The sequence below is a fragment of the Propioniferax innocua genome, from assembly GCF_006716235.1.
Classification (GTDB): domain Bacteria; phylum Actinomycetota; class Actinomycetes; order Propionibacteriales; family Propionibacteriaceae; genus Propioniferax; species Propioniferax innocua.
The window spans coordinates 957,230-981,951 of record NZ_VFOR01000002.1; the positions used below are offsets into that span (position 1 = coordinate 957,230).

Consider the following 24,722-nt stretch of genomic DNA (forward strand, 5'->3'; position numbering starts at 1 on the left):
GCAGTTCCCCGAGACTGCCCACACCCGCAGCGGCCGAGGGGGTACCAACACACATGCCACGATGGGGTCATGCGAGACGATGCCCACATGGGAATCAAAGATGACCTGGGAACCCCCATGGAGGTGGGCTCCATCGAACGCGTGGTGTCGTTGGTGCCCTCATTGACCGAGTCAGTCGCCGCCACTCGCCCCGATGTCCTCGTCGGCGCCACCGAATGGTGCACACATCCGGCCAGCCTCGATGTACCGCGCGTCCGAGGCACCAAGAACCCCGACCTCGCCGCGATCCGAGACCTGCGCCCGGACGTGGTGCTGGCCAACAAGGAGGAGAACCGGGAGATCGACGTCCGTCGCCTGCGCGATTCGGGAGTCGCCGTCTGGGTGACGGTGACCGAATCGGTACCCGAGGCCCTCGAGTCCCTCACCCGCATGTTCGCCGAATGCCTGCGGTGGGACATCCCTGACTGGCTCACCGAAGCCCATGAGCTCTGGGGCGGACCCATGCCACCGGCACGGGCCCGAACGGTGATCCCGATCTGGCGCGACCCGTGGATGGTCGTCGGATCATCCACCTTCACCGGTGATCTTGTGCGCAGACTCGGCGTCGTCAACGCCTTCGACGACCACACAGGCCGCTATCCCCACATGGAGCTCACCGAGATCCACGCCGCCGACCCCGATGTGGTGCTACTGCCGGACGAGCCGTACACCTTCACCGCCGATGACGGCCCCGAGGCATTCCCCGACCACCGCACCGTGCTGGTCGAGGGGCGGCTCCTCACCTGGTACGGCCCCTCGCTCGTCGAAGCCGCCCGGGCATTGCCACAGGCGCTCTTCTGAGGCCTGCGGTGTGCAGCGTTTCACGGCCCCACGCGCACACAGGCGAATCGATCATGGATGAAACGCTGCACACCGCAGCGCTCGAGAGGTCCGGTGACCTCAGGTCGTCACCACATCCCCGGCCTCGGCGCGCAGGCGCCCCAGCAGGCCGGTCAGCTCCGTGACCTCGGCAGCAGGCAACCCGGGCCGGGAGAACACCGCAGCATTGAGCCGTTCGGTGGCCTCTTCCACCACGACACGTCCAGCGGGAGTGATGGCAGCCAGGACCACTCGGCGGTCGCCCTCCCGACGTGCACGCTCGACGAATCCCTGCCGCACGAGACGGTCCACCGCGCTGGTGACGCTCGTGGGATGCACCTGCAACAGGGAGCCCAGCCGGGTCATGCGCATACAGCCCTGTTTGGTGAACGCCAGCAACCGCAGTACCTCGTAACGGGCGAAGGTGAGGTTCAGCGGGCGCAGTTCGGCATCGATCCGCTCGGCCAGCAGTTGCTGTGCACGCATGAGCGAGGTGACCAACGCCATTCCGTCGGCGGAGTCCTCCCATCCATGGGCGACCCACTGGCGCCGGGCTTCGCGGATCGGATCTGGCTCGGGCATGCACAGCATGCTAGAACATGTGGACGACCGATGCTTGGATGTCCTACTATCCGTGCAGGACCTGACCGCGTTCCACCGGACCACATTCCAATGAGGGAGCCATGGCCGACCTGCACAAGCCCGAGCACAACGTCCGCATCGTCACCGCCGCCAGTCTGTTCGATGGCCATGACGCCTCGATCAACATCATGCGGCGCATCTTCCAAGCCCAAGGTTGTGAGGTCATCCACCTCGGCCACAACCGTTCGGTGCAGGAAGTCGTCGATGCGGTACTCGACGAGGACGCCCAGGGCGTCGCAGTCTCGTCCTACCAAGGCGGTCACGTCGAGTACTTCGAGTACCTCGCCGAGTCATTGACCGAGGCGGGGGCCGGCCACGTCAAGATTGTCGGCGGTGGCGGCGGCGTCATCGTCCACGACGAGATCCAGCGGCTCCGCAAGGCCGGCGTCACGATCTTCTCTCCCGAAGACGGGCAGCGCCTGGGCCTGCCGGGCATGATCAATGAGGTCGTGACCTCCTGTGACTTCGACGTCTGGGCGCAGCGTCCGGCAAGCGCCGAGGGTGTCCTGGCCGGCGACCGCACCCAGGTGGCCCGCGCCATCACCGGAGCCGAGCAGGGTCAGCTCGGCGACCTGATCGCCACATTCCGCGAGGCCGCCGCCACACGCCAGGTCCCCGTTCTCGGCATCACCGGCACCGGTGGTTCGGGCAAGTCATCCCTCACCGACGAACTCGTGCGACGCCTCCGCGTCGACCAGCAGGACAAGCTCCGCGTCGGCATCATCGCCATCGACCCCACCCGTCGCAAGGGTGGCGGCGCGCTGCTCGGTGACCGCATCCGCGCCAACGCCCTCGGCGACCAGATCTACTTCCGCTCCATCGCAACACGCGGCGAGCAGGAGGTGCCGCCGTACCTGCCCGAGATCATCGACGTGCTCAAGGCCTCCGGCTGCGACCTGGTGATCGTCGAGACCCCCGGCATCGGTCAGGGAAGCGCCGGCATCGTGCCATTCGTCGACACCTCCCTCTACGTGATGACCCCGGAGTTCGGCGCGGCCAGTCAGCTCGAGAAGATCGACATGCTCGATTTCGCCGATGTCGTGGCAATCAACAAGTTCGAACGCCGAGGCGCCGAGGACGCCCTCCGCGACGTCAGCCGTCAGCTCATCCGCAACCGTGAGGCCTTCGGCGCCAAACCCGAGGACATGCCGGTGTACGGCACATCGGCGGCCACGTTCAATGACGACGGCGTCACCGCGCTCTACCAGCATCTGCGCAGCCTGCTCGACGAGCAGGGACTCCCGGTGGATGAGGGAACGCTCCCCAAGGTGGATGTGCGTCATTCCAGCCGCATCGCGCAGGTGCTACCGGCCGATCGCGTCCGCTATCTCAGCGAAATCAGTGAGACCGTCCGCGGCTACCACGCCGAGACCAGACGCTTCGCCGAGCACGCCCGCGATCTCCAGCGGGCCGAATGGGTCGCCTCCCAACTCGAAGACGGCACCAGCGTCCTCGAACTCGCCGAGAAACACCGCAAACAGCTTCCGGCCGAGATCCAGGAGCAGATCGCCGAATGGCCGAACGTCGTCGAGGCCTACTCCGGCACCGAGCAGGTGGTGAAGGTCCGCGACAAGGAGATCGTCACCCGGCTCACCCGTGAATCGTTGAGCGGCAGCCGCGTCCCGCGCGTCGCGCTCCCCCGCTTCGAGGACAACGGCGAGCTCGTCTCATTCTGGCGACGCGAGAACCTCCCGGGGTACTTCCCATTCACCGCTGGCGTGTTCAAATTCAAGCGAGACGGGGAGGACCCGGCCCGCATGTTCGCCGGTGAGGGCGATCCGTTCCGCACCAACCGTCGGTTCAAGTACCTGTCGAAGGACAGCGAGGCCACCCGCCTGTCCACGGCCTTCGACTCGGTGACGCTCTACGGCCGCGACCCGGATCGACGCCCCGACATCTACGGCAAGGTCGGCACCTCGGGCGTCTCGGTGGCGACCTTGGACGACATGAAGGCGTTGTACGACGGGTTCGATCTGGTCTCGCCCACGACGTCGGTGTCGATGACGATCAACGGCCCGGCACCGACGGTGCTGGCGTTCTTCCTGAACACCGCCATCGACCAACAGATCGACAAGTTCCGCGCCGAGCACGACCGCGAACCCGACGAGGCCGAGCGTGAGGAACTCACCGCGTTCGCGCTCTCACAGGTTCGTGGCACCGTGCAGGCCGACATCCTCAAGGAGGATCAGGGCCAGAACACCTGCCTGTTCTCCACCGAGTTCTCGCTGCGGATGATGGCCGACATCCAGGAATGGTTCATCGAGAAGGGCGTGCGGAACTTCTACTCGGTGTCCATCTCGGGCTACCACATCGCCGAGGCCGGGGCGAATCCCATCAGCCAGCTCGCGTTCACCCTCGCCAACGGTTTCACCTACGTGGAGGCCTATCTGGCCCGTGGCATGAACATCGACGACTTCGCCCCGAACCTGTCGTTCTTCTTCTCCAACGGCATGGATCCGGAGTACTCGGTGATCGGCCGCGTCGCACGGCGCATCTGGGCGGTCACGATGAAGGAGAAGTACGGAGCGAACGAGCGTTCGCAGAAGCTCAAGTACCACGTGCAGACCTCGGGTCGCTCCCTGCACGCGCAGGAGATGGATTTCAACGACATCCGCACCACGCTGCAGGCACTCATCGCCATCTACGACAACGCGAACTCGCTGCACACCAACGCCTACGACGAGGCCGTCACCACGCCCACGGAGGAGTCGGTGCGACGCGCGCTGGCCATCCAGCTCATCATCAACCGCGAGTGGGGCCTGGCGATGAACGAGAACCCGCTGCAGGGCGCGTTCATCATCGACGAACTCACCGACCTGGTGGAAGAGGCGGTCCTGCAGGAGTTCGATGCCATCACCCAGCGCGGTGGCGTCCTGGGCGCCATGGAGACCGGCTACCAGCGTGGCCGGATCCAGGACCAGTCGATGCTCTACGAGCACCGCAAGCACGACGGCAGTCTGCCGATCATCGGCGTCAACACATTCCTCAAGGAAGAAGCACCCGACGCCACCCCACAGACCATCGAACTTGCACGTGCCACCGAGGAGGAGAAGGAGTCACAGCTCAACCGTGTGCAGGAGTACCGCACCGAGCACCGCTCCGAGGCCGAGGCCGCCCTCGCCAGGCTCAAGGACGCCGCGATGGCCGGCGACAACGTCTTCGCCGTCCTGATGGAGGCCGCACGGGTCTGCTCACTGCAACAGGTGACCGAAGCATTCTTCGAAGTCGGCGGCCAATACCGACGCAACGTCTGACCCAGTGCATCTCCGACGCAACGTCTGAGCAGTGCATCTCCGACGCAACGTCTGACCCAGTGCATCTCCGACGCAACTGACCCGAGTCCCCTGCTCGTCGTCACCCGAGCCCGTACCATGAACGGGTGATGACGAGCAGCAGGCGACAGGTGAGGTGGACGCATGGCGTCCACGTTCTCCTCGCGCTCCTGCTGGTGTTCCCGATGCTGTTGTCGGCGTCGCTCTCCACGCCATCGGCACCAGCCCATGCGGTGAAGCCGGACACCGAACAGCAACGCGCCGAGATCGTGTTCGACACCATGACGCCGTCGATGCCGACGCGGGAGGGGCGGATCACGCTGACCGGGCACGTGCGCAACACGACATCGGAACCGATCAGCAATCTTCAGGTGCTCATGTGGCGAGACCAGTCACCGATCACTGCCGAGGAAGGATTCACCGCTGCCGTCGAAAGCCCGGCCACCACGCCGTACGGCTCCCGCATGGTCACCGAAGGGGCTTTCCAGACCCTCACCGATGACCGCATGCCCTCGCTGGCCCCCGGCGAGGCAGCCCCCTTCGAAGTGACTGCGGACGTGTCCGAACTCGAACTGCCGAGCACCGGAGGTGTCTACCTGATCGGCGCCCACGCCCTGGGCCAGATCGGTGGCGGCGGGGTCGAGACGCTTGGCCGGAACCGTATGTTCATGCCGCTCCCGGCCGAAGGAGAACCCGCGTCATCACCCACGACGCCCAGCGTTGACCTCGTCGTCCTCTCCACCCAGCCGAAGCGGACCGGAAGCGGCACCTTCATCGACGATTCACTGACCGAGGAGTTGGCCGACGGTGGCCGCCTGCACACACTGCTGCAGACCGCCAGCGCGCCACAGTCCTCATGGATCATCGACCCCGCGCTGTATTCGGCCGTGAAACAGATGGCCGAGGGCTATGAACTCCACGGCGGCGGTGACCCACAGGGACAACGCGTCGCCGCAGCCTGGCTCGAGGATTTCCAAAGACTCGACCCCGCCAACGGATTCCGTGCCACCTATGGACTGCCCGATGCCGCTGCGGTCGCCCACGGCGGCCATGTCGACCTGTGGGACCGCATCGACGCAGCCGACCAGGCCGTGCCCGATCTGGAACACCTGCCCCGACTCGACCTCTCCGGAGGTGGCCGGGTGGACGATGCAGCGGTGGGGCTCTTGGAGCAGGGCGAGCCGATAGCGGTGCTGTCGAGCACCGCTGAATCGGAACACACACTCCTGGAACCCGTCGGCAAACAGCCGATCGTGCGTTTCGACCCCGACCTGTTCACCGGTGGCCCCGGCCCAGCGCCGGCGGCATCGGAGCTCCACCGACGCCAACGTCTGCTCGCCGAGAGCTGGGTACAGGCCACGAACGGCGAGACCGAACCGACCGTCCGGGTCATCACCACCGGCGTCGACGCACGCGCGGTGCTGGCCGCCGATGCACCATGGCAGGAACACATCACCTTCCGTGATCTGCTCAGCGGTCAACGTTTCGAATGGTCGCAGACCTTCGACTACTCCAAGACCGACGCCGAGCGTGAAGCCCTCAACACCACCGACAACGGACTGGGCGAGCTCCAGGCCGACTATGCCGCGGTGGCGTCACTGATGTCCGCCGATGAATCGGTGGACGGGCAGGGTGATCGCGCCATGGCGAACATGTCGAGCAGTTGGTGGCGCGGACGCCCCGACGCGCTCGGTTCCTACAGCGGCACCCTGCGCGATGGCGTGGCGCACATCCTCGGCCCGCAATCGGTGTCCTTGGCCGTCTCCCCCTCGGTGACCATGCTGGCCCGTGACGGGAGTTCGTTCCCCGCATCGGTCCAGAACCACCTGGACGTGCCCATCGTGGTGGCCCTCCACTTCGAATCCGCCCAACCGCAGCGTCTGGATGTGCCGTCGATGACCAACATCGAGATCCCCCCACAGGGCACCACCACCGTCACGGTCCGCCCCGAGGCCAACGCCAATGGGCCGGTGCAGGTCAAGGCCCAATTGGCCACGCAGAACGGAACGCCCTTGGGAAACACCACGCCGATCCTTGTGAATGCCACCAATCTGGGGGCCATCGGGTGGATCATCGTGGTTGCCTCGGGAATCGTGCTGGTGCTCACCACCGCTCTGCGAATCCGTCAGGTCCGGCGCGAACGAGCACGAGCCGAGGACGCCCCCGCTGCCCTTCCCCCGCACGCTTCCGGGGCCGTGCTGAATGATGAACTGGAGGTACTCGGTGGCCGAGGCCAAGAGGACCGGTGATCAGACCGATGACGAAACGATCGTCCACGACATCGGCGACGCCGATGACGACACTCGCATCCAGCACACCAGCATCCAGCCCGCAGCAGACGACGCATCTCAGGACGAACTGACAGAACGCCCCGAAGCCGGCGAGTCGGGAAGCACACGTCGACTCGTCTCGGCCGGTGCGTTGATGGCCGCCGGGACCATGACATCCCGCGTCCTCGGCTTCGTCCGCGTCGCGCTGCTGGCATTTCTCATCGGAAACGGCACGCGCCAGGCCGATATATATGACATCGCGTCGATGGTGCCCACGAGTCTTTACATCCTGTTCGCCGGTGGTGCTCTCAACACCGTGCTGGTGCCACAACTTGTGCGGGCGGTGAAGAACGACGATGACAACGGTGAGGCCTACACCAACCGCATCATGACAGCCTTCGGGCTGATCGTCGCCGCGATCGCGCTCATCTCCACGCTGGGCACCCCGATCATCGTGGGCCGGATCTATGCATCCGACCAATGGTTGCGTCCGGAGATGGCCGCTCACCTGGAATCGATGCTCTTCCTGGGTTATCTGTTCCTGCCACAGATCTTCCTGTACGGCGTGTTCTTCCTGATCGGGCAGATCCTGAACGCTCGCGACCACTTCGGTCCCATGATGTGGGCGCCGGTGGTGAACAACATCGTGCAGATCGGTGTTCTGGGCATCTACCTGTGGATCTACGGGACCTCCGATGGTGCCGCGCCGTTCACTCCCGCACAGGGCCTCCTTCTCGGTGGCGGCGCCACATTCGGCATCGCCTGCCAGACGCTGGTGATGCTCATCTGTCTTCGCCGCGCGGGGTACCGCTACAAGCCTCGCTTCGATCTGAAGGGCACCGGGCTGGGTCACACCTTCTCGTTGGCGAAGTGGACGCTGGGCTTCGTCCTGGTGAACCAACTCGCCTTGGTGGTGGTGACGCGTCTGGCCACGGCCGCCACCGTGGACGGCGCGGGCGCCGGTATCGCCGCCTACAACAAGGCCTACCTGATCTTCGTGCTCCCGCACTCGCTGGTGACGGTCTCCCTTGCAACAGCCATGCTGCCCTCTGCATCGCGGTTGGCGGCCTCCGGGGACATGCGTGGTGTGGCCCGCGAGACCATGCGGACGCTGCGTCTGGTGACCGCCGTCCTGCTACCCGCAGCGGTGGCCCTGCTGGCCCTCGGCGACCCCATCACCCGCCTCATGTTCGGCAACGGTCTCGGCGCGGCCGATGCTCAATTCGTCGGTTGGACGCTCCGCGCCTTCGCGCTCGGATTGTTGCCCTTCACGTTGCAGTACGTGTGTCTGCGTGCGTTCTATGCTCTCGAGAACACCAAGATCACCTTCTACATCCAGGTGCTCATCGCCAGCGTCCAGGTTTCACTCGCTCTCGCGCTCGTGGTGCCGTTCCACAACCCGAGCTGGGTGGCACCGGCCCTGGCCGTGGCCTTCGCATCCGCCTACACGGTCGGTTTCTTCGTGTCATTCCATCACCTGCACCGGCACCTGCCGCATCTTCGCTTCCTCGAGCTGGCTCGACAGGTGGTGCGTGTCACCGCCGCGATCCTGCCCGCAGGTCTGCTGGCGTGGGGCGCGAGCGTCCTCATCGGCCGTTGGGACGCGTCCAAGGTCATGACGCTCGGCATCCTCGGTGTGACGGGCTTGGTGGCGGTCGCGCTGTATCTGCTCTGTGCGCATGTACTGCGCATCGGCGAGGTCACCGAGGTGCTTCGCACCATCCTGCGTCGAGGCGGCAGGACCCCTGCCACGGCCGAGCCCGACGAAAGCCTCGAATCGGAGACGCCCGGCACGCGCACAGCCGTGGCTGACGCCGAAGTTGGGACGCGGCCGGTAACCTCACAGGTGGACGACGAAGAATCACTGCCGGACGCCCTGCTCGACCCTGCCGGGGGCGCGTGGCACGGCGCGGACGAGGACTTCGATGAGGACGACGCTGAACTGTACGGCACCGACCACTTCGACGACGCCGACGACGAGTCGGTGGTGTCCACGGTGATCCGACCCGCGTTCGACCCGAACGTCTTCGACCAACCCTCCGGGCGATCCATTCACGCATCGCCCGGCCAGAGCCTGGCCGGGCGTTACATGCTGGAGGAGATCCTTTCCGAACAGCCCGAGACGCAGAGCTGGGTGGCGACCGATCAGGTGCTCTCGCGTCCGGTCATGCTGTATCTCCTGCCGCGTGGCGATGGACGCAATGACGAACTCCTCGAGGCCGCCCGCCGCTCGGCCATCGCCACCGATGCGCGATTCCTGCGTGTCCTCGACGCCAGCGGCGAACCGGCCCAGCCCGATGACGACGCCCCCGACGGGCCGTTCGTCGTCTGCGAATACGCCGCCGGTGAGACCCTGGCCAGCATATTGGCCCACGGCCCCATGAGTGCGCTGGAGGCCGGCTGGCTGACCCGTGAGGTCGCCGACGCCCTTGCCGGCATGCATGCACAGGGCATGTATCACGAGCGCATCTCCCCCGAGAGCATCGTGATCACACCCACCGGAAATGTGAAGATCGTCGGTTTCGGGATCCAGTCGGTACTGGAGCCCCCGACCAATGGCTCCCCCGACCCGGCGCAGGCCGATGTCCACGACGTCGGACGCGTCCTCTACGCCACGCTGGCTGCGCACTACCCCGGTGGCCCCGCCCACGGGCTGCCCGCCGTGCCGGTCGGTGCCGATGGTGCATGGCTCACCCCACGCGACGTGCGTCCGGGCGTCTCCCCGGCGCTGGACCGGATCTGTGAGCAGATCCTGAGCGAGCGTCCACGTAGTGGGGCTCCGTTGCAGACCATGCCCGAGATCGGGCGCGCGCTCACCCGGGTGCTCGGAACCGCGGATGCGTCGACCGATCTGGAGCGACGTCTCCGCAACCCCGCCACGACCGGGCCGACCTCGTGGGGCGAGGACGACACCGACTGGGACACCGAACACACCCAGCCGGTTGCGATCGATCACGCCCCCATCCCGGCTTCCCTGTTCGCCGATGCCTCCGACGACGATTCCGAACCCACCAGCATGTTCGCCGTCAGTGACGCTGGCAATGAGCTCACCGACGACGACCCCACTCCCGACGCCGGGCTCCCGGTGCGGGAGGAGGAGCCGTCCAGACGCTGGTTGGGTGTCCTGTTGGCCATCGTGGCGGTGATCGCGCTCATCAGCCTGTTCGCGGTCTTCGGACGCGGCCAGGAAGAGACAGAACCACAGGTGGACTCACCATCGGCGCCGACCGAGCCGATTCCTGCCGGAATCACCGGTGCCACCGACTTCGATCCACAAGGGAGTGACCAGCAGGAGAACCCCGATCTGGTGCCCCAGGCCCATGATGGAGACCCCGAGACGGCGTGGGAAACGGTCGTCTACCGCAATCCGGACATGGCTCCCAAGGACGGCGTGGGCGTCAATATCCAGTTGGACGGGGAGATCGAGGTCACGAAGGTGGAGCTGATGTTGGTCGGCGATGGCACCGATCTGGACATACGCGTTCCTGACGGCGACCAGTGGCGCACCATCGGCAGTGCCGACGATGCCGGCCGTGACGTGACCATCGACGTACCCCCCACCCGTACCGGCGAAGTACAGGTCTGGCTCAAGGAGCTGCCGTCGAGCGATCAGGGTGGCTATCTCGGGGGTATCGCGGAGATCTCGGTTCTCGGGCACCGCTGAACAGCCGTATACTCGATATCCGATGTCCGCACCTGATACCCACCAGGCCCCCGGTATGGACGATGTCCGTTCGGATGAGGCACTGCTCGCCGCTCATGTGGACGGTGACGCAGAAGCTTTCGCCGTGCTCGTGGCACGCCACCGAGACCGTCTCTGGGCCGTTGCCCTGCGCACGATGCGGAACCGTGAAGATGCCGCCGACGCCCTGCAGGATGCTTACATCTCGGCCTTTCGTCGGGCAGGAAGCTTCCGTGGTGGGGCCCAGGTGACCACGTGGCTACATCGAATCGTGGTCAACGCATGTCTTGACCGGATCCGACGCAACAAGGTCCGCCGAGCGGAACCACTGCCGGAGAATCCTGATCGGGCTCCGGAGATGGGCGTGGTGAGCCACACCGATCACGTGGAGATCGAAGAACAGCGGTCCGAGGTACTCGCTGCCCTGCGCCAGCTGAACAGCGATCAACGCGCCGCGATCGTCCTGGTCGACATGGAGGATTATTCGGTGCAGGAGGCAGCCGAGATCCTGGGCTGCGCCCCGGGTACGGTCAAGAGCAGGTGCCATCGGGGGCGAACGAAACTCGCGCCACTTCTGAAGCACTTGCGCATGGACCCCTCCCCGACGTGATCCTTTTCACGGCACGTGCCAGCGAGGGAACCATCCAGGACCTTGCGACGTCACAAGCGCTTGACCCGCACTCAAGCCACATGACCATACTCAAGTCACATCTCGACCCGCAGCACTGCGAAGGAGCGCCATGAACGAAGAGACAGAAGCCGATCGTTTCGTGCGCCAGCTCTTGGCCGACGAACCACACGAGAAGATGCCCGAGAACGTGTTCCAACGTCTCGATGCCGTGGTGCGGGCCGAAGCCGAAGGGCGCGCCCAGGGCGAATGCGCTGAGCGTGAAGAGCGACGCCGTATCGATGCAGCCAAGCGGACTTCTCTGGGAACGTTCGGCGTCAACCCGGTTGACGGCAACGACAGCCTCGCCCACAAGAAATCTCTCGCCGAGGTACGCAGAGTCCTGCGTCGCCACTGACACCTGACCCACCAAAACCTCTGGCCCACCAGACGGCCACGCACGGGCGCAGCACAGAAGACAGCACAGAAACAAGAGATACACAACGAGGAGGGCCACCCCGCACGGGGTGGCCCTCCTCGTTGTTCAGCCGATCTGTTGCTCAGTCAGCCCCAGGTCATGCGGCCCAGGGGTCATTCGGCTCAGGGGTCATCCTGTGACCGAGCGATCAGTTACCGGTCTTGGGCAGGCCCTTCTTGCCAGCGCTGCCATTGCTCTTACCGGTCTGGCCCTTCGAGCCGCCGTCCTTCGAGCCACCGTCGCCGGGCTTGCCACCCTGATGCGGATCGGGGCCGATGAGCAGGGCGGTTCCGCTGTCGGCGATCGCACCGATGTAGCCCGAATCCTGAACGGTCATCTGGAAGGTACCGCCGGTCTCGGCGAGGTTGACGGTCTCGACCAGCGAACCGTTCTCCAGCTTGGCGATGTCACCATCGGCGGTGGTGTAGATCTTGATCTCGCCCTCTGTGACGGGCTCACCGGCCTCGTTGCACGCGGTGAAGGTGTAGGTCTTGCCGGTCTCGTAGGAGCCGGGACGTGCACCGCACTCACCGTTCACGCCGAAATCGACCACAACCGTGGCCGGATCGACGGTCGGGGTCTGCGACGGAGCAGGAGTCTGCGACGGGGCCGGGGTATCCGACGGAGCAGGAGTATCCGACGGAGCAGGAGTCTCCGACGGGGCCGGGGTCGGAGTACCACCGGAGTCCGGGTTGTCACCGACGATGAAGCGCGGCATGTTGCCCTCGGCTCCGGTCGGAACGCCGACGATGTAGCCGTTGTCGGGGATGTTGAACGAGAAGGTTCCGTCAGCGGCCACCGGAGCGGTGCCAACGACGTTGCCCTCGGCAATGACATCTTCGGCATTGCTCGAAGCGCCACCGTAGAAGGTGATCTCGTCGAACTGGGTCGACGGGGCCCACTGGTAGTTCTCATCGGTCTGCTCGCACAGCGTGAGCGTCGCCGAGGATCCCTCGAAGGTGACCGGCATGGGCTCGGCGCACGACGCGCCACGGAAGCCCGTCGAAATGATGGCCTGCGGCTCAGCGGTCGGGGTTTCCTCGACCGAAGGCGTGGCCTCCGGGGTGGGCGTGGCCTCCGGGGTGGGTGTGGCCGAAGCGGTCGGGGTTGCCTCAGCCGAAGGCGTGGGCGTGGCCGTCACCGAAGGAGTCGGCGTGGGCGTTGCGGTGGGCTCTGCATGGGCCAGCGCAGGCACCATGGAGACGCCAAGAGCCGCCGCACCAAAAGCGGCCAGCAGACGACGTGCTGTCATGTTTCTCGCTTCCTTCCGTCGAGCATTCTGAGCTCGAAATTCTCGTTGTGAGCTGACGGCTCCGGTGAGGTCCCCCCGCACGACACCGTCATCTGTGGCACATCAAAGCATGTTCACGCCCTCTGCCCAACTCGGAAAATGCCACCAGAGGGCGCGCTCGTGATTTTTCTCATCCAGCCCCCCCAAAACGCGCACAAAATCACACCATGTTATGAAACCGTTACCTTCTACTTGAAAATACCCCTAGGGGGTATAAGTATGGAGAGTGGTTCGTGTCAGCAACCATCCCCACCGGGGAAAGCAACCACAGGAGGGAACTGCCATGACGGTCACCACCGAACCCACCAGGATCGAACTGGAGATCACCGGCATGACCTGTGCCTCCTGCGCGGCTCGTGTCGAGAAGAAACTCAACCGCATGGAGGGCGTGGAAGCCAGCGTCAACTACGCGACGGAGAAGGCCACCGCGCACACCTACAACGGCACCGATGCCGCCGACCTCATCGCCGTGGTCGAGAAGATCGGCTACGGCGCACGGGTCCCCGAACCCAGAAAGAACCCTGAGGGGGACTCGACGCCGGTCGAGTCTGAGAAGGAGCGTGAGCTCACAGCACTGCGGCAGCGGCTCCTGATCTCTGCTGCACTCTCGATCCCGGTGATCCTCGTGGCGATGATCCCGGCGTTGCAGTTCGACCACTGGGGGTTCGCCTCACTCGTCCTCGCCGCACCCGTCGTCGTCTGGGGCGGTTGGCCGTTCCACCGGGCGACGTGGAAGAACCTGAGGCAGGGCCAGGCCACCATGGACACCCTGATCACGCTGGGAACTACCGCGGCCCTGCTCTGGTCGATCATCGCCCTGTTCTTCGGCGGTGCCGGGGAACCGGGAATGAAGCACGCCTTCGAGCTGAGCATCTCGCGAGACTCTGCGGACGGGCTCAACAACATCTACCTCGAGGTCTCTGCAGGAGTCGTCATGTTCCTGCTGCTCGGCCGATACCTCGAGGCACGCGCCAAACTTCGAGCAGGCGACGCCCTGCGGGCCCTCATGGAGCTGAGCCCCGATGAGGTCTCGGTGCTGCGAGACGGTCGGGAGTCGCGCATTCTTGCCGCGGAGCTGCGGGTCGGCGATCACTTCGTGGCCCGGCCCGGCGAGAAGATCGCCACCGATGGCCGCATCGTCGAAGGTCGCAGCTCCGTCGACGCATCCATGCTCACCGGGGAGTCGCTCCCGGTGGAGGTCGGTGTCGGAGATGACGTCATCGGCGCCACGGTCAACACCGGCGGCCGTCTGATCGTAGAGGCCACGCGCGTCGGATCGGACACGAGCCTTGCGCAGATGGCGCGCCTGGTGGAGGAGGCTCAATCGGGCAAGGCCGAGGTGCAGCGTCTGGCCGATCGGGTGTCGGCAATCTTCGTGCCTGCGGTGATCCTGATCGCCATGGGAACCCTCGCAGTCTGGCTGCTGCTCGGGCACCCCGTTGCATCGGCATTCACCGCTGCGGTGGCGGTCCTCATCATCGCGTGCCCATGCGCGCTCGGACTCGCGACACCCACCGCACTCCTGGTGGGAACCGGCCGCGGTGCGCGGCTGGGGATCCTGATAAAGGGCCCGGAGATGTTGGAGTCGACGCGCCGCATCGACACCATCGTGCTCGACAAGACCGGAACCATCACCACCGGCGAGATGGTCCTCCAGGACGTTGTGACCACCGATGAGGACCGGCACGAGGTGCTTCGCCGTGCCGGTGCCGTGGAGCACGCATCTGAACACCCGATCGCGCGTGCGATCGCCGATGGTGCACGAGCAGCGCTCGGTTCGCTGCCACCGGTCACGGGGTTCGAGAACGTCGAGGGACGCGGGGTACGCGGCAGCGTCGATGATGTCGTGGTTCTGGTGGGCCGTCGCAGCCTGTTGGTCGACGCCGACCTGCTGATTCCCGAACATCTGGCCACTGCCATGGATGACGCCGAGACGCGTGGCCACACTGCCGTCCTCGTGGGCTGGGATGGTACTGCTCGCGGCGTCATCACGGTGGCCGATCAGATCAAGGAGAGCAGCGTCGATGCGGTCGACGAATTCCGAAGGTTGGGTCTGGAACCGGTCCTGCTGACCGGTGACAACCGCATCGTCGCCGAGCATGTGGCCAGGACCGTGGGCATCACACGCGTCCGGGCCGAGGTGATGCCCGAGGACAAGGTCCAGACGGTCCAGGAGTTGCAGCGTGAGGGCCGCGTCGTGGCCATGGTCGGTGATGGTGTGAACGACGCGGCCGCATTGGCCCAGGCCGACCTGGGGCTGGCCATGGGCACCGGAACCGACGTGGCCATCGAGGCGGCAGACATCACCTTGGTGCGTGGCGATCCGAAGGCGGCAGCCGACGCCGTACGCCTATCGCGCGCCACCCTTCGCACCATCAAGGGCAACCTGTTCTGGGCCTTCTTCTACAACTGCCTGGCCATCCCGCTGGCGGCTCTGGGCCTGTTGAATCCGATGCTCGCTGGGGCCGCCATGGCATTCTCGAGTGTGTTCGTCGTGAGTAACAGTCTTCGCCTGAAGAGCTTCACGCCGCGGTCGGTGTGATGGAGTTTCCGTGCGAAGATCATCTGAGTACGAGAAAGCTCCGGCCACATGCCGGGAGCGCCTGCAGAAATGGAGAACGTCGTGGCCCACGGGTATGTGAGTGACAAGGAGCGTTATCTGGCGCGCCTGAAGCGCATCGAGGGGCAGACGCGAGGCATCCACCGGATGATCGACGAGGACGTCTACTGCATCGATGTGCTCACCCAGATCAGTGCGATCACCAGCGCCCTGGAGAACGTCGCTCTCGCTCTGCTCGACGACCACATCAATCACTGTGTGCGCCACGCCGCCGAACACGGGGGCAAGGACGAGATCGACGAGAAGCTCAACGAGGTCAACGCTGCGATCACTCGACTGGTCAAGAGCTGACTTGCCTGCGCATGGCCTCGGCCACGCGCATCACAGGGCCCGACCGTGGGGCCGGTCATGTCGACCGGCCCCATACTCATTCCCGCACACGGCGGAGACGTCCCACTGCCCCGACATGGTCATACGGATCTGGTAGCCCTGCGCTCTGTTCGCAACCGGATAATGACATCGATGTGATTCATCCACAGGTGTGGACAACCCTGTGGATTCTTGATGATCTGACGACCGCCGGAACGAAGCAGGGTCTGCCCGGAAACACGAAACGCCGCAGCCCATGGGCTGCGGCGTTTCATCAGTGCGCCTACCTGGACTTGAACCAGGGACCTCAGTCTTATCAGGACTGCGCTCTAACCGTCTGAGCTATAGGCGCATGGCGTGAACCGAAGACTTAGATTACGACACATCACCAGTTCACGCAAAATCGAGGTCAGTCCTCCGCGAGAGTCACCTCGAGGCCACCGATGAGCGAGGACGCGAGGTTGTACAGAAACGCGCCGAGGGTGGCGAGAGCGGTGATGATCGCGATGTTGATCGCGGCCAACACCACAGACCCACCCAGAACCCGCTGGAATCCGATGTATCGCTTGATGTCGAATTTCTCGGTGTCACCGGGAGTCTCGAGGAAGGGTGCCACGATCGTGTTGATGTGGTTGAACAGGCCCGAAGCCTCGAGGACGCCGTAGACCACCAGCGTCGCCACGATCAGGATGACCGCCCCGGCGATGGAGAACAGGAACGATGTCTTCATGACCGACCAGGGGTCGATCTGCGACAGCCGCAGCCGTGCCTTGCGCGTGCGTCGGGTGCGTCCGACCTGGCGAGCCTTGTCAGCGTCGTCCTTGGAGCCGTCCGCAGCAGCGCGCCCGGTCGCCACACCTGCGGCGGCAGCGAGGCCGGCCTTGGCAGCTGCTCCCCGTCCTTCCTGTGGCTTGCCGCCCTGTGAGGCATTCTGCTGTGCAGCAGCCTCCTTGGCGGGCTGCTGAGTCTGCTGGCCACCCTTGGACGGCGCCGGAACCCCCTGAGCAGCCTCACCGGTGCGCACCTGACCGGCCTGACCCTGCTGACCGGCCTGAGCCTGCTGACCGGAGTGGGTCTGCTGCCTGCCCGAACCACCTGCAGCAGCCGCGCCCGCAGCACCAGCCCCGGCCGCGCCCGCAGCACCAGCGGTCGCGGCCTTACCGCCCTGACCACCGGACTGCTGGGGCCCCTGCTTGGTGGCGTCGCCGGGCTTGGTGGCGTCACCGGGCTTGCCACCCGGACCGCCGGGGTTCGCCTGTCCACCAGCGTTCGCCTGAGCGCCCTGCTTCTGAGCGTCCTTCTTCTGGGCGCCGGACTCCTGAGCTCCCGCCTTCTGACCACCGGCCGAAGTATCACCCTGCACAGCACCCGGCTTCTGGGCTCCCGGTTTCTGTGCACCCGGTTTCTGGGACCCGGGCTTACCGCCCTGGCCACCAACCTGCGCAGCACCGGACTTGTCCTGTCCGCCCGGCGTCTGTGGGCCCGGGTTCTGCGGCTTCTGCCCGCCACCCTGTGGCGCTCCGGCTCCCTGTGTGGAGCCAGGCTTGTCCTTGTTCGATGAGCCCTTGCTCCCATCGTCCTTGCCGCCGCGCACACGGCCCATGACCCGGTCGGCGAGCGTGCTCTCGGAAGGATCACCCTTCTTGTCGAGCTTGCGGATCACCGTCTGCTCGGCGTCCGAAGCATCGTTGTTGGAGTCACTCACGCTCGTCCTCCTCCGCATTAGCGGTGTCGTTGACAGGTTGCGGCTCGGCACCCGTGTTTTCTGCCGAACCATCATTCACCATGGAATCAACTTCCGTCGATTCATCCTCGTCCACGAGACTTGCTTCAGGGTTCAACGCGATCAGCGAGACCGCATCATCCTCGTTGACGCCGACGAATCGCACGCCCATGGTGTCACGACCATGCACATCCACCTCATCGACACCACTGCGAGTGATCTGACCGCTGTGCTTGATCGCGATGATCTCATCCGATTCACGGCAGATCAGCCCGCCCACGAGCTCGCCGCGTTTGGCGTTGAGCTTCATGGCCTTGATGCCCAGGCCACCGCGTCCCTGCACCCGGTAATCCGACACCGGGGTGCGTTTGCCATACCCCTCGTCGGTCACCGTGAACACATACCATGCGTCCTCGGGAAGATCATTGTCGATCATCGCCATCGACAGCAGCTCATCGTCACCACGGAACTTCATGCCGGTCACACCCGAGGTGGCACGCCCCATGGGACGCAGCTGCTCATCACTGGCATTGAACCGGATCGCCTGCCCATGCTTGCTGATCAACAGCACGTCATCCTCCGGACCGGCCAGACCGGCACCGATGAGCTCATCGTCCTCGGTTCGGAACGTCAGGGCGATGACGCCTGCCTGACGCGGGGTGTCGTAAGCGCTGAGCTCGGTCTTCTTGACCATGCCCTTCTTCGTGGCCAGCAGAAGATACGGCTCGTCCTCGTAGGAACCGATGGCCAGAACCTGCGCGATCTGCTCATCGGGAAGGAAGGACAGCAGTCCCGCGACGTGCGAGCCACGCGCATCACGGCCGGCTTCGGGAAGCTGCCACACCTTGGTTCGGTAGACCCGACCCATGTTCGTGAAGAACAGCACCCACTGATGGTTCGATGTGGCGAACAGGTGCGCCACCTCATCATCGGCCCGCAGCGCAGCACCGCGCACACCCTTGCCGCCACGCTTCTGGACGCGGTACTGGTCCATGCGCGTGCGCTTGGCATAGCCGCCCTGGGTGATGGTCACCACCATCTCCTCGTTGGGGATGAAGTCCTCCTCGGACATGTCCCCGTCCGCGGCCACGATGCGCGTGCGTCGATCATCGCCGTACTTCTCGACGATCTCCGCCAGCTCGGTGGAGATGATCTCACGCTGACGCTCATCGCTGGCGAGGATGTCCTTGAGGTCTGCGATGCGACGCTCGAGCTCGGCCAGCGTGTCCACGATCTTCTGACGCTCGAGCGCCGCCAGACGCCGGAGCTGCATGTCCAGGATCGCGGTGGCCTGCACATCATCGATGTCCAGGAGCTCCTTGAGGCCATCACGTGCGGCCTCGGTGGTCGGCGAGCGTCGGATCAAAGCGATGACCTCGTCCAGCGCGTCGAGTGCCTTGACCAGACCCCGGTAGATGTGGGCCTGTTCCTCGGCCTTGCGCAGGCGGAAGGCCGTGCGTCGTTGGATGACCTCGATCTGGTGCTTGACCCAGTTGGAGATGAACTGGTCAAGACGCAGCGTCCGCGGCACATCGTCCACCAGTGCAAGCATGTTGCAGCCGAACGTGTCCTGCAGCGGCGTGTGCTTGTACAGGTTGTTCATCACCACACGCGGGCGGGCGTCACGCTTGAGGACGATCACCAGACGCTGACCGGTACGGCCCGAGGACTCGTCACGGATGTCGGCAATCCCCTGGATACGTCCGGTATTGACCAGATCGGCGATCTTGATCGCAAGGTTGTCCGGATTGCACATGTACGGAAGCTCGGTGACCACCAGCATCTGGCGGCCCTTGGCGTCCTCCTCCATGTCGATGACCGCGCGCATCGTGACCGAGCCACGACCGGTGCGGTAGGCCTCCTCGATACCTGACCGCCCCACGATGAGAGCGCCACTGGGGAAGTCTGGGCCCTTGACCCGAGCCATCGCCGCCTCGAGAAGCTCCTCGTCGGTGGCGTCAGGATTCTCCAGCGACCACTGGACGGCGTCGGCCACCTCTCGCATGTTGTGCGGCGGGATATTGGTGGCCATACCCACCGCGATACCGGTGGAACCGTTGACCAGGAGATTCGGGAAACGTGCCGGAAGCACAACCGGTTCGGTGTCACGGTTGTCGTAGTTGGGCTTGAAATCGACGGTGTCCTCGTCGATGTCTCGCACCATCTCCATCGCGAGATTCGCCATGCGGCACTCGGTGTACCGCATCGCTGCGGCCTTGTCATTGCCCGGAGAACCGAAGTTCCCCTGCCCTTGAACCAACCGGTGCCGCATCGCCCAAGGCTGGGCCAGGCGCACGAGAGTGTCATAGATCGCCGAGTCACCGTGAGGGTGGTACAGACCCATGACCTCACCGACCACGCGGGAGCACTTGTTCCAACCACGATCGGGGCGGTATCCACCGTCGTACATGGCGTAGATGACGCGCCGATGCACCGGCTTAAGACCATCCCGCACGTCGGGCAGCGCGCGCCCGACGATGACGCTCATCGCATAGTCGAGGTACGAGCTCTGGATCTCCGCCTGCAGATCGATCTGCTGCGTCGTGCCCTTGGCCGGGGATTTGAGCTTCTCGCTCTCGGGAGGTTGCTCACTCATGCGTCATGGCTCCTTGCTACGGATGATGGGCGGCGCGAAGGCGTCCGGCCCGGGTCAGATGTCGAGGAAACGGACGTCCTTGGCATTGCGTTGGATGAAGGTGCGGCGCTGTTCGACGTCTTCGCCCATCAGGATGGAGAACATCTCATCGGCCCGTGCCGCGTCCTCGAGCTGGACCTGCAGGAGGATGCGGTTCTCCGGGTCCATGGTGGTTTCCCACAGGTCGTCGGCGTTCATCTCGCCCAGACCCTTGTACCGCTGGATGGGGTTGACGTTCGGCAGCTTCTTGCCCGCCTCCAGACCGGCCTTGTAGAGGACGTCACGTTCGGCATCGGTGTAGGCGAGCTCGTGGGGGGAGTTCGTCCACTTCAAGCGGTACAGCGGCGGCTGGGCCAGGTACACGTGCCCACCGTCGAGCAGCGGCTTCATGTAACGGAACAGCAGCGTCAGCAGCAGGGTGCGAATGTGGGCGCCGTCCACGTCGGCGTCAGCCATCAACACGATCTTGTGATAGCGCAGACCCTCGACGTTGAAGTCCTCCTGGACGCCGGTGCCGAGGACGTTGATGATCGCCTCGACCTCCTTGTTCGCGAAGATCCGGTCGACCGTGGCCTTCTCGACGTTCAGGATCTTGCCGCGGATCGGCAGGATCGCCTGGGTGCGCGGGTCACGTCCGCCCTTGGCCGAACCGCCGGCCGAGTCACCCTCGACGATGAAGACCTCGCACTCCTCCGGCTCGTTGGAGGAGCAGTCCACGAGTTTGCCGTAGGCACCGCTGCCCCCGAGCAGCGACTTGCGTGAACGCGCCATGTCGCGGGCCTTGCGGGCGGCGATGCGGGCCTGAGCGGCGGCCTGGGCCTTACGCACGATCTGCTTGCCGTCCCCGGGGTTCTGCTCGAACCAGTCCGAGAGTTTCTCGTAGGTCACCTTCTGCACATACGAACGGGCCTCGGTGTTGCCGAGCTTCGTCTTGGTCTGGCCCTCGAACTGTGGCTCGGCCAGTTTCACCGAGACGATCGCGGTGAGCCCTTCCCGGATGTCGTCACCCGAGACGCGCTCTTCCTTCTTTTTGACCATGCCCCATGCCTCGGCCCATTTGTTGACCGTCGTGGTCAACGCCGCACGGAACCCTTCCTCATGCGTGCCACCCTCATGGGTGTTGATGGTGTTGGCGAAGGTATGCACCGATTCGGCGTACGAGGTGGTCCACTGCATCGCGATCTCGATGCTGAGGCCCTCATCGGCCCACTCCGATTCCACGTCGATGATGGTGCTGTGGATCGGATCCTTGGCCCGTGTCAGGTACCGAACATAGTCGGTGATGCCCTCGGCGTAGTGGAAGGTGTCGGTGAGCTGTTCGCCGTCCTCGTCGAGCCGATCGGGGCGCTCATCGGTGATCTTGATCGTGAGGCCCTTGTTGAGGAACGCCATCTCGCGAAAACGTGTGGCAAGCGTCTCGTAGGAGTACTCGGTGGTCTCGAAGATATCCGGGCTCGCGTAGAACGTGATGCGCGTACCGGTCTCGTCGACCCCCTCGGCGTCCACCTCGCGGAGATCCTCCACGGGGACACCGAGCACGAAGTCCTGAGCCCACGTGCTTCCCTCGCGACGAACACGGACCTCGAGCCGCTCCGACAGGGCGTTCACCACAGAGGCACCGACGCCGTGCAGACCACCGGAGACCTTGTAGCCGCCATCGCCGAACTTGCCGCCGGCGTGGAGCTCGGTGAGCACCAGCGTCACGGTCGGGATGCCCTTGGTGGGATGCATCTCCACCGGAATACCGCGGCCGTTGTCCGATACCGAGATCCCGCCCTCGGGAAGGAGGCGCACATCGATCGTGTCGCAGTACCCGGCCAGGGCTTCATCCACGGCATTGTCGACGATCTCGTAGACAAGATGGTGCAGGCCCCGTTCACCGGTGGACCCGATATACATGCCCGGGCGCTTGCGCACCGCCTCCAGGCCCTCGAGCACTGTGATGGCCGACGCGTCGTACACGCCCGCCTCCACAAGCTGCTGCTTGGTCTGCTCGGCCTTGGCCTCCACCTCGGCAGAGGCCTCGGGGGTGATACCCGGGTCCGCATCAGGATGCTTGGGTTCACGCACCTGATCTTCAGGCACCTCCGGAGTACCGGCCTGCTCGCTCATTCGTCTCCCATCGAAGATCAACGTGTCGATCTTAGTCGACCAAGCCGCCCGATGCCGCTCACACGCCCGCGAGCCCGTCAGCAGTGGTGTCCCACCCGAAACGCCCTCGGCCCCGTCACAGCGTCTCTCGCGGCCGGGTTGATCACCACTCCATAACAGACTCCGACAGCACTCCCCCACGGTGATGACAAAAATCGGAGGCTCTGGTGATATTGGCTAGACATTTTTGCAACGACGCTCGGAGGACCCATGAACTCGGTGATGTTGACCCTCATCGGCATCGCGATGGTCGCGCTCGGATACCTGCTGTATTCGCACTACATCGCGAACCGGGTCTTCCGACTGGACCCGGACTTCGAAACCCCCGCACACGAATTCGAGGACGGCGTCGACTACGTACCGACCAACAAGTACGTGCTGTGGGGGCACCATTTCACCTCCGTGGCCGGTGCCGCACCCATCGTCGGCCCCGCGATCGCGGTGATCTGGGGCTGGCTCCCGGCCTTCCTGTGGGTCACGCTCGGCACCATCTTCTTCGCCGGCGCACACGACGTCGGTGCGCTCTGGGCCTCGGCCCGTAACAAGGGCCAGTCCATCGGCACCCTGTCGGGCCGCTACATCGGCGGACGCGGACGTAACCTGTTCCTCGTCGTCATCTTCCTGCTGCTGCTCATGGTGAACTCGGCGTTCGCCGTGGTCATCTCAGGCCTGCTTGTGAGCACACCCACCGCCGTGATCCCCACGTGGGGCGCAATCGTGGTGGCTCTGTGCATCGGGCAGGCGATCTACCGCCTCAAGTGGAATCTGCCAGTGGTGTCACTGGTGGGTGTCATCGCGCTGTACGCTCTGATGATCTTGGGCGACCGGTTCCCCATCGTTCTGCCCGATACGATCCTCGGCCTGACGGCGAATGCCTTCTGGATCGTGGTCCTGTTCATCTACGCGGGCATCGCGTCCCTGCTCCCGGTGTGGATGCTCCTGCAGCCCCGCGATTACATCAACGGCCTGCAGCTGTTCATCGGTCTGGGCATCCTCTACGTCAGCATCTTGGTTTCACGGCCCGAGATCGTGGCTCCGGCGGTGAACTCCAACCTTCCCGAGGGCACTCCGGGAATCGCTCCGCTGCTGTTCGTGACGATCGCCTGTGGTGCTGTCTCCGGCTTCCACGGGGTCGTCGCCTCGGGCACGTCCTCCAAGCAGATCGACAAGGAGACCGACGAACGATTCGTCGGCTACTTCGGCGCCGTGGGCGAAGGGCTCCTCGCACTGGGCACCATCATCGCCACCACCTCGGGCTTCGCCGCCCTGGCCGACTGGGAAGAGGTCTACAAGGAGTTCGGTGAAGGTGGCGTCACCGCGTTCGTCGAGGCCGGTGGGCAGATCCTCAACGCAGGACTGGCCATTCCCACCAGTCTGTCCTCCACGATCCTGGCCACCATGGCCGTCCTCTTCGCCGCCACCACCATGGACACCGGCGTCCGCCTGCAGCGCTACGTCGTCAGTGAGATCGGTGAACTGTTCGGCCGCAAACCGAACGCCGCGGTCTCGACGCTCATCGTCATCGTCGTCACGCTCGCCCTGTCGTTCAGCACCGGAGCCGATGGCGAAGGCGGCATGGTGATCTGGCCACTGTTCGGTACCACCAACCAGCTCATGGCCGCGCTCACGCTCAGCATCCTCGCGGTCATGTTGACCCGCAAACGTCGCCCGATCACCGCGATCGTCCTCCCGCTGTTGTTCATCCTCGTGATGACGCTGCTGGCGCTGGTCACCCAACTCGGCCAGTACTGGTCCCAGCAGGAGTGGCTGCTGCTGGCCCTCGACGCGATCATCCTCGTGTGCGCGGTGTGGGTGGTGCTGGAATCGGCACTGGCACTGGCCCGGGCACGCAATGAGCCCGAGGACGACGAGACACCAGCCGAATCGACCATGAAATCCACAAAGTGACATGAACGTACGCGAACGCCTTCGCGTCTTCGCCCGCGGGCTGTCGCAGTTCTATTCCGGGAACTACCGTGCGACGTTCGCCCGTGCCCGCCGCGACGAGGATGATCTGTTCAGCATGATGGTGTTCGCCGAGGCCCTCGGCGTCCCCAACCCGGCGTCCTACCACACTCTCGAACTGACCCCGGTGATGTTCGAACGCTTCCACGAATGGCATCGCCGCATGGGCATGGAACGATCCCCCCTCGACACCCTCGCGTGCTGTTGATGCCACATGTG

15 protein-coding genes and 1 tRNA gene are annotated in these 24,722 nt (G+C 64.8%); 10 read left to right on the forward strand and 6 right to left on the reverse strand.

The genetic code is table 11. The features are described 5' to 3' along the window. Positions 1-87: 87 nt before the first annotated feature. Positions 88-840 carry a helical backbone metal receptor gene (locus tag FB460_RS11130; protein WP_142094181.1) on the forward strand — a complete coding sequence of 251 codons (753 nt, stop codon included), beginning with the start codon at positions 88-90 and terminating at the stop codon, positions 838-840. A 99-nt stretch (positions 841-939) separates the two neighbouring features. Here FB460_RS11130 and FB460_RS11135 read toward each other — a convergent pair whose 3' ends face one another. Next, complete coding sequence (locus tag FB460_RS11135) at positions 940-1,440, reverse strand: MarR family winged helix-turn-helix transcriptional regulator (protein ID WP_142094182.1); 501 nt, start codon at positions 1,438-1,440, stop codon at positions 940-942. Between the two features lie 101 nt (positions 1,441-1,541). On the opposite strand from FB460_RS11135, the gene icmF reads away from it, so the two are divergent. The 5 genes from icmF to FB460_RS11160 all read left to right on the forward strand — a co-directional run bounded on the left by icmF (position 1,542) and on the right by FB460_RS11160 (position 11,749). After that, positions 1,542-4,754, forward strand: a complete 3,213-nt coding sequence (gene icmF, locus FB460_RS11140) for a fused isobutyryl-CoA mutase/GTPase IcmF (RefSeq protein WP_142094183.1) — start codon at positions 1,542-1,544, stop codon at positions 4,752-4,754. 128 nt (positions 4,755-4,882) lie between these two features. Further along, positions 4,883-7,021, forward strand: a complete 2,139-nt coding sequence (locus FB460_RS11145) for a DUF6049 family protein (RefSeq protein WP_142094184.1) — start codon at positions 4,883-4,885, stop codon at positions 7,019-7,021. After that, positions 6,996-10,706, forward strand: a complete 3,711-nt coding sequence (gene murJ / locus FB460_RS11150) for a murein biosynthesis integral membrane protein MurJ (protein ID WP_170210066.1) — start codon at positions 6,996-6,998, stop codon at positions 10,704-10,706. The genes FB460_RS11145 and murJ overlap by 26 nt, the downstream gene beginning before the upstream one ends. 22 nt (positions 10,707-10,728) lie before the next feature. Continuing rightward, a complete protein-coding gene (gene sigM / locus FB460_RS11155) occupies positions 10,729-11,334 on the forward strand; it encodes an RNA polymerase sigma factor SigM (protein ID WP_246044372.1) in 606 nt (201 codons plus the stop codon). 130 nt (positions 11,335-11,464) lie between these two features. Then, on the forward strand, positions 11,465-11,749 hold the full coding sequence (locus FB460_RS11160) for a hypothetical protein (RefSeq protein ID WP_142094186.1): 285 nt from the start codon (positions 11,465-11,467) through the stop codon (positions 11,747-11,749). 208 nt (positions 11,750-11,957) lie between these two features. On the opposite strand, the gene FB460_RS13435 is transcribed toward FB460_RS11160, so the two are convergent. Next, entirely contained in the window at positions 11,958-13,061 is a 1,104-nt protein-coding gene (locus FB460_RS13435; protein WP_142094187.1) for a hypothetical protein, read from the reverse strand. Between the two features lie 322 nt (positions 13,062-13,383). Between FB460_RS13435 and FB460_RS11170 the strand changes: the two genes are divergently transcribed. Both FB460_RS11170 and FB460_RS11175 read left to right on the forward strand, forming a co-directional pair. Continuing rightward, a complete protein-coding gene (locus tag FB460_RS11170) occupies positions 13,384-15,642 on the forward strand; it encodes a heavy metal translocating P-type ATPase (RefSeq protein WP_142094188.1) in 2,259 nt (752 codons plus the stop codon). 69 nt (positions 15,643-15,711) lie between these two features. Continuing rightward, positions 15,712-16,011: a metal-sensitive transcriptional regulator gene (locus FB460_RS11175; RefSeq protein WP_142094189.1), complete on the forward strand. Its 300-nt coding sequence runs from the start codon at positions 15,712-15,714 to the stop codon at positions 16,009-16,011. Positions 16,012-16,307: 296 nt separating this feature from the next. Here the strand turns inward: FB460_RS11175 and FB460_RS11180 are convergent. From FB460_RS11180 to gyrB, 4 genes are all read right to left on the reverse strand, one after another. Next, positions 16,308-16,381 (reverse strand) — tRNA-Ile (locus tag FB460_RS11180). 57 nt (positions 16,382-16,438) lie between these two features. Continuing rightward, positions 16,439-17,734 (reverse strand): DUF3566 domain-containing protein, encoded by a 1,296-nt coding sequence (locus FB460_RS11185; protein WP_142094190.1) that lies wholly within the window; start codon positions 17,732-17,734, stop codon positions 16,439-16,441. Next, entirely contained in the window at positions 17,727-20,348 is a 2,622-nt protein-coding gene (gyrA, locus tag FB460_RS11190; RefSeq protein ID WP_142094191.1) for a DNA gyrase subunit A, read from the reverse strand. Before gyrA ends, FB460_RS11185 begins: the two co-directional genes overlap by 8 nt. Before the next feature lie 54 nt (positions 20,349-20,402). Continuing rightward, entirely contained in the window at positions 20,403-22,499 is a 2,097-nt protein-coding gene (gene gyrB / locus FB460_RS11195; RefSeq protein ID WP_142094192.1) for a DNA topoisomerase (ATP-hydrolyzing) subunit B, read from the reverse strand. 249 nt (positions 22,500-22,748) lie between these two features. Between gyrB and FB460_RS11200 the strand changes: the two genes are divergently transcribed. Next, entirely contained in the window at positions 22,749-24,446 is a 1,698-nt protein-coding gene (locus tag FB460_RS11200; RefSeq protein ID WP_142094193.1) for a carbon starvation CstA family protein, read from the forward strand. A gap of 1 nt (position 24,447) precedes the next feature. Continuing rightward, the gene (locus FB460_RS11205) at positions 24,448-24,711 is read left to right on the forward strand and encodes a cory-CC-star protein (RefSeq protein ID WP_142094194.1); all 264 of its coding nucleotides are present in this window, start codon (positions 24,448-24,450) and stop codon (positions 24,709-24,711) included. Positions 24,712-24,722: the final 11 nt, after the last annotated feature.

Bases quoted from the DNA above. Each gene is read 5' to 3' on its own strand.
- FB460_RS11130 (WP_142094181.1), top strand. From the start codon at position 88: ATGGGAATCAAAGATGACCTGGGAACCCCCATGGAGGTGGGCTCCATC.
- FB460_RS11135 (WP_142094182.1), bottom strand. From the start codon at position 1,440: ATGCCCGAGCCAGATCCGATCCGCGAAGCCCGGCGCCAGTGGGTCGCC.
- icmF (WP_142094183.1), top strand. From the start codon at position 1,542: ATGGCCGACCTGCACAAGCCCGAGCACAACGTCCGCATCGTCACCGCC.
- FB460_RS11145 (WP_142094184.1), top strand. From the start codon at position 4,883: ATGACGAGCAGCAGGCGACAGGTGAGGTGGACGCATGGCGTCCACGTT.
- sigM (WP_246044372.1), top strand. From the start codon at position 10,729: ATGTCCGCACCTGATACCCACCAGGCCCCCGGTATGGACGATGTCCGT.
- FB460_RS11160 (WP_142094186.1), top strand. From the start codon at position 11,465: ATGAACGAAGAGACAGAAGCCGATCGTTTCGTGCGCCAGCTCTTGGCC.
- FB460_RS13435 (WP_142094187.1), bottom strand. From the start codon at position 13,061: ATGACAGCACGTCGTCTGCTGGCCGCTTTTGGTGCGGCGGCTCTTGGC.
- FB460_RS11170 (WP_142094188.1), top strand. From the start codon at position 13,384: ATGACGGTCACCACCGAACCCACCAGGATCGAACTGGAGATCACCGGC.
- FB460_RS11175 (WP_142094189.1), top strand. From the start codon at position 15,712: ATGGAGAACGTCGTGGCCCACGGGTATGTGAGTGACAAGGAGCGTTAT.
- gyrA (WP_142094191.1), bottom strand. From the start codon at position 20,348: ATGAGTGAGCAACCTCCCGAGAGCGAGAAGCTCAAATCCCCGGCCAAG.
- gyrB (WP_142094192.1), bottom strand. From the start codon at position 22,499: ATGAGCGAGCAGGCCGGTACTCCGGAGGTGCCTGAAGATCAGGTGCGT.
- FB460_RS11200 (WP_142094193.1), top strand. From the start codon at position 22,749: ATGAACTCGGTGATGTTGACCCTCATCGGCATCGCGATGGTCGCGCTC.
- FB460_RS11205 (WP_142094194.1), top strand. From the start codon at position 24,448: ATGAACGTACGCGAACGCCTTCGCGTCTTCGCCCGCGGGCTGTCGCAG.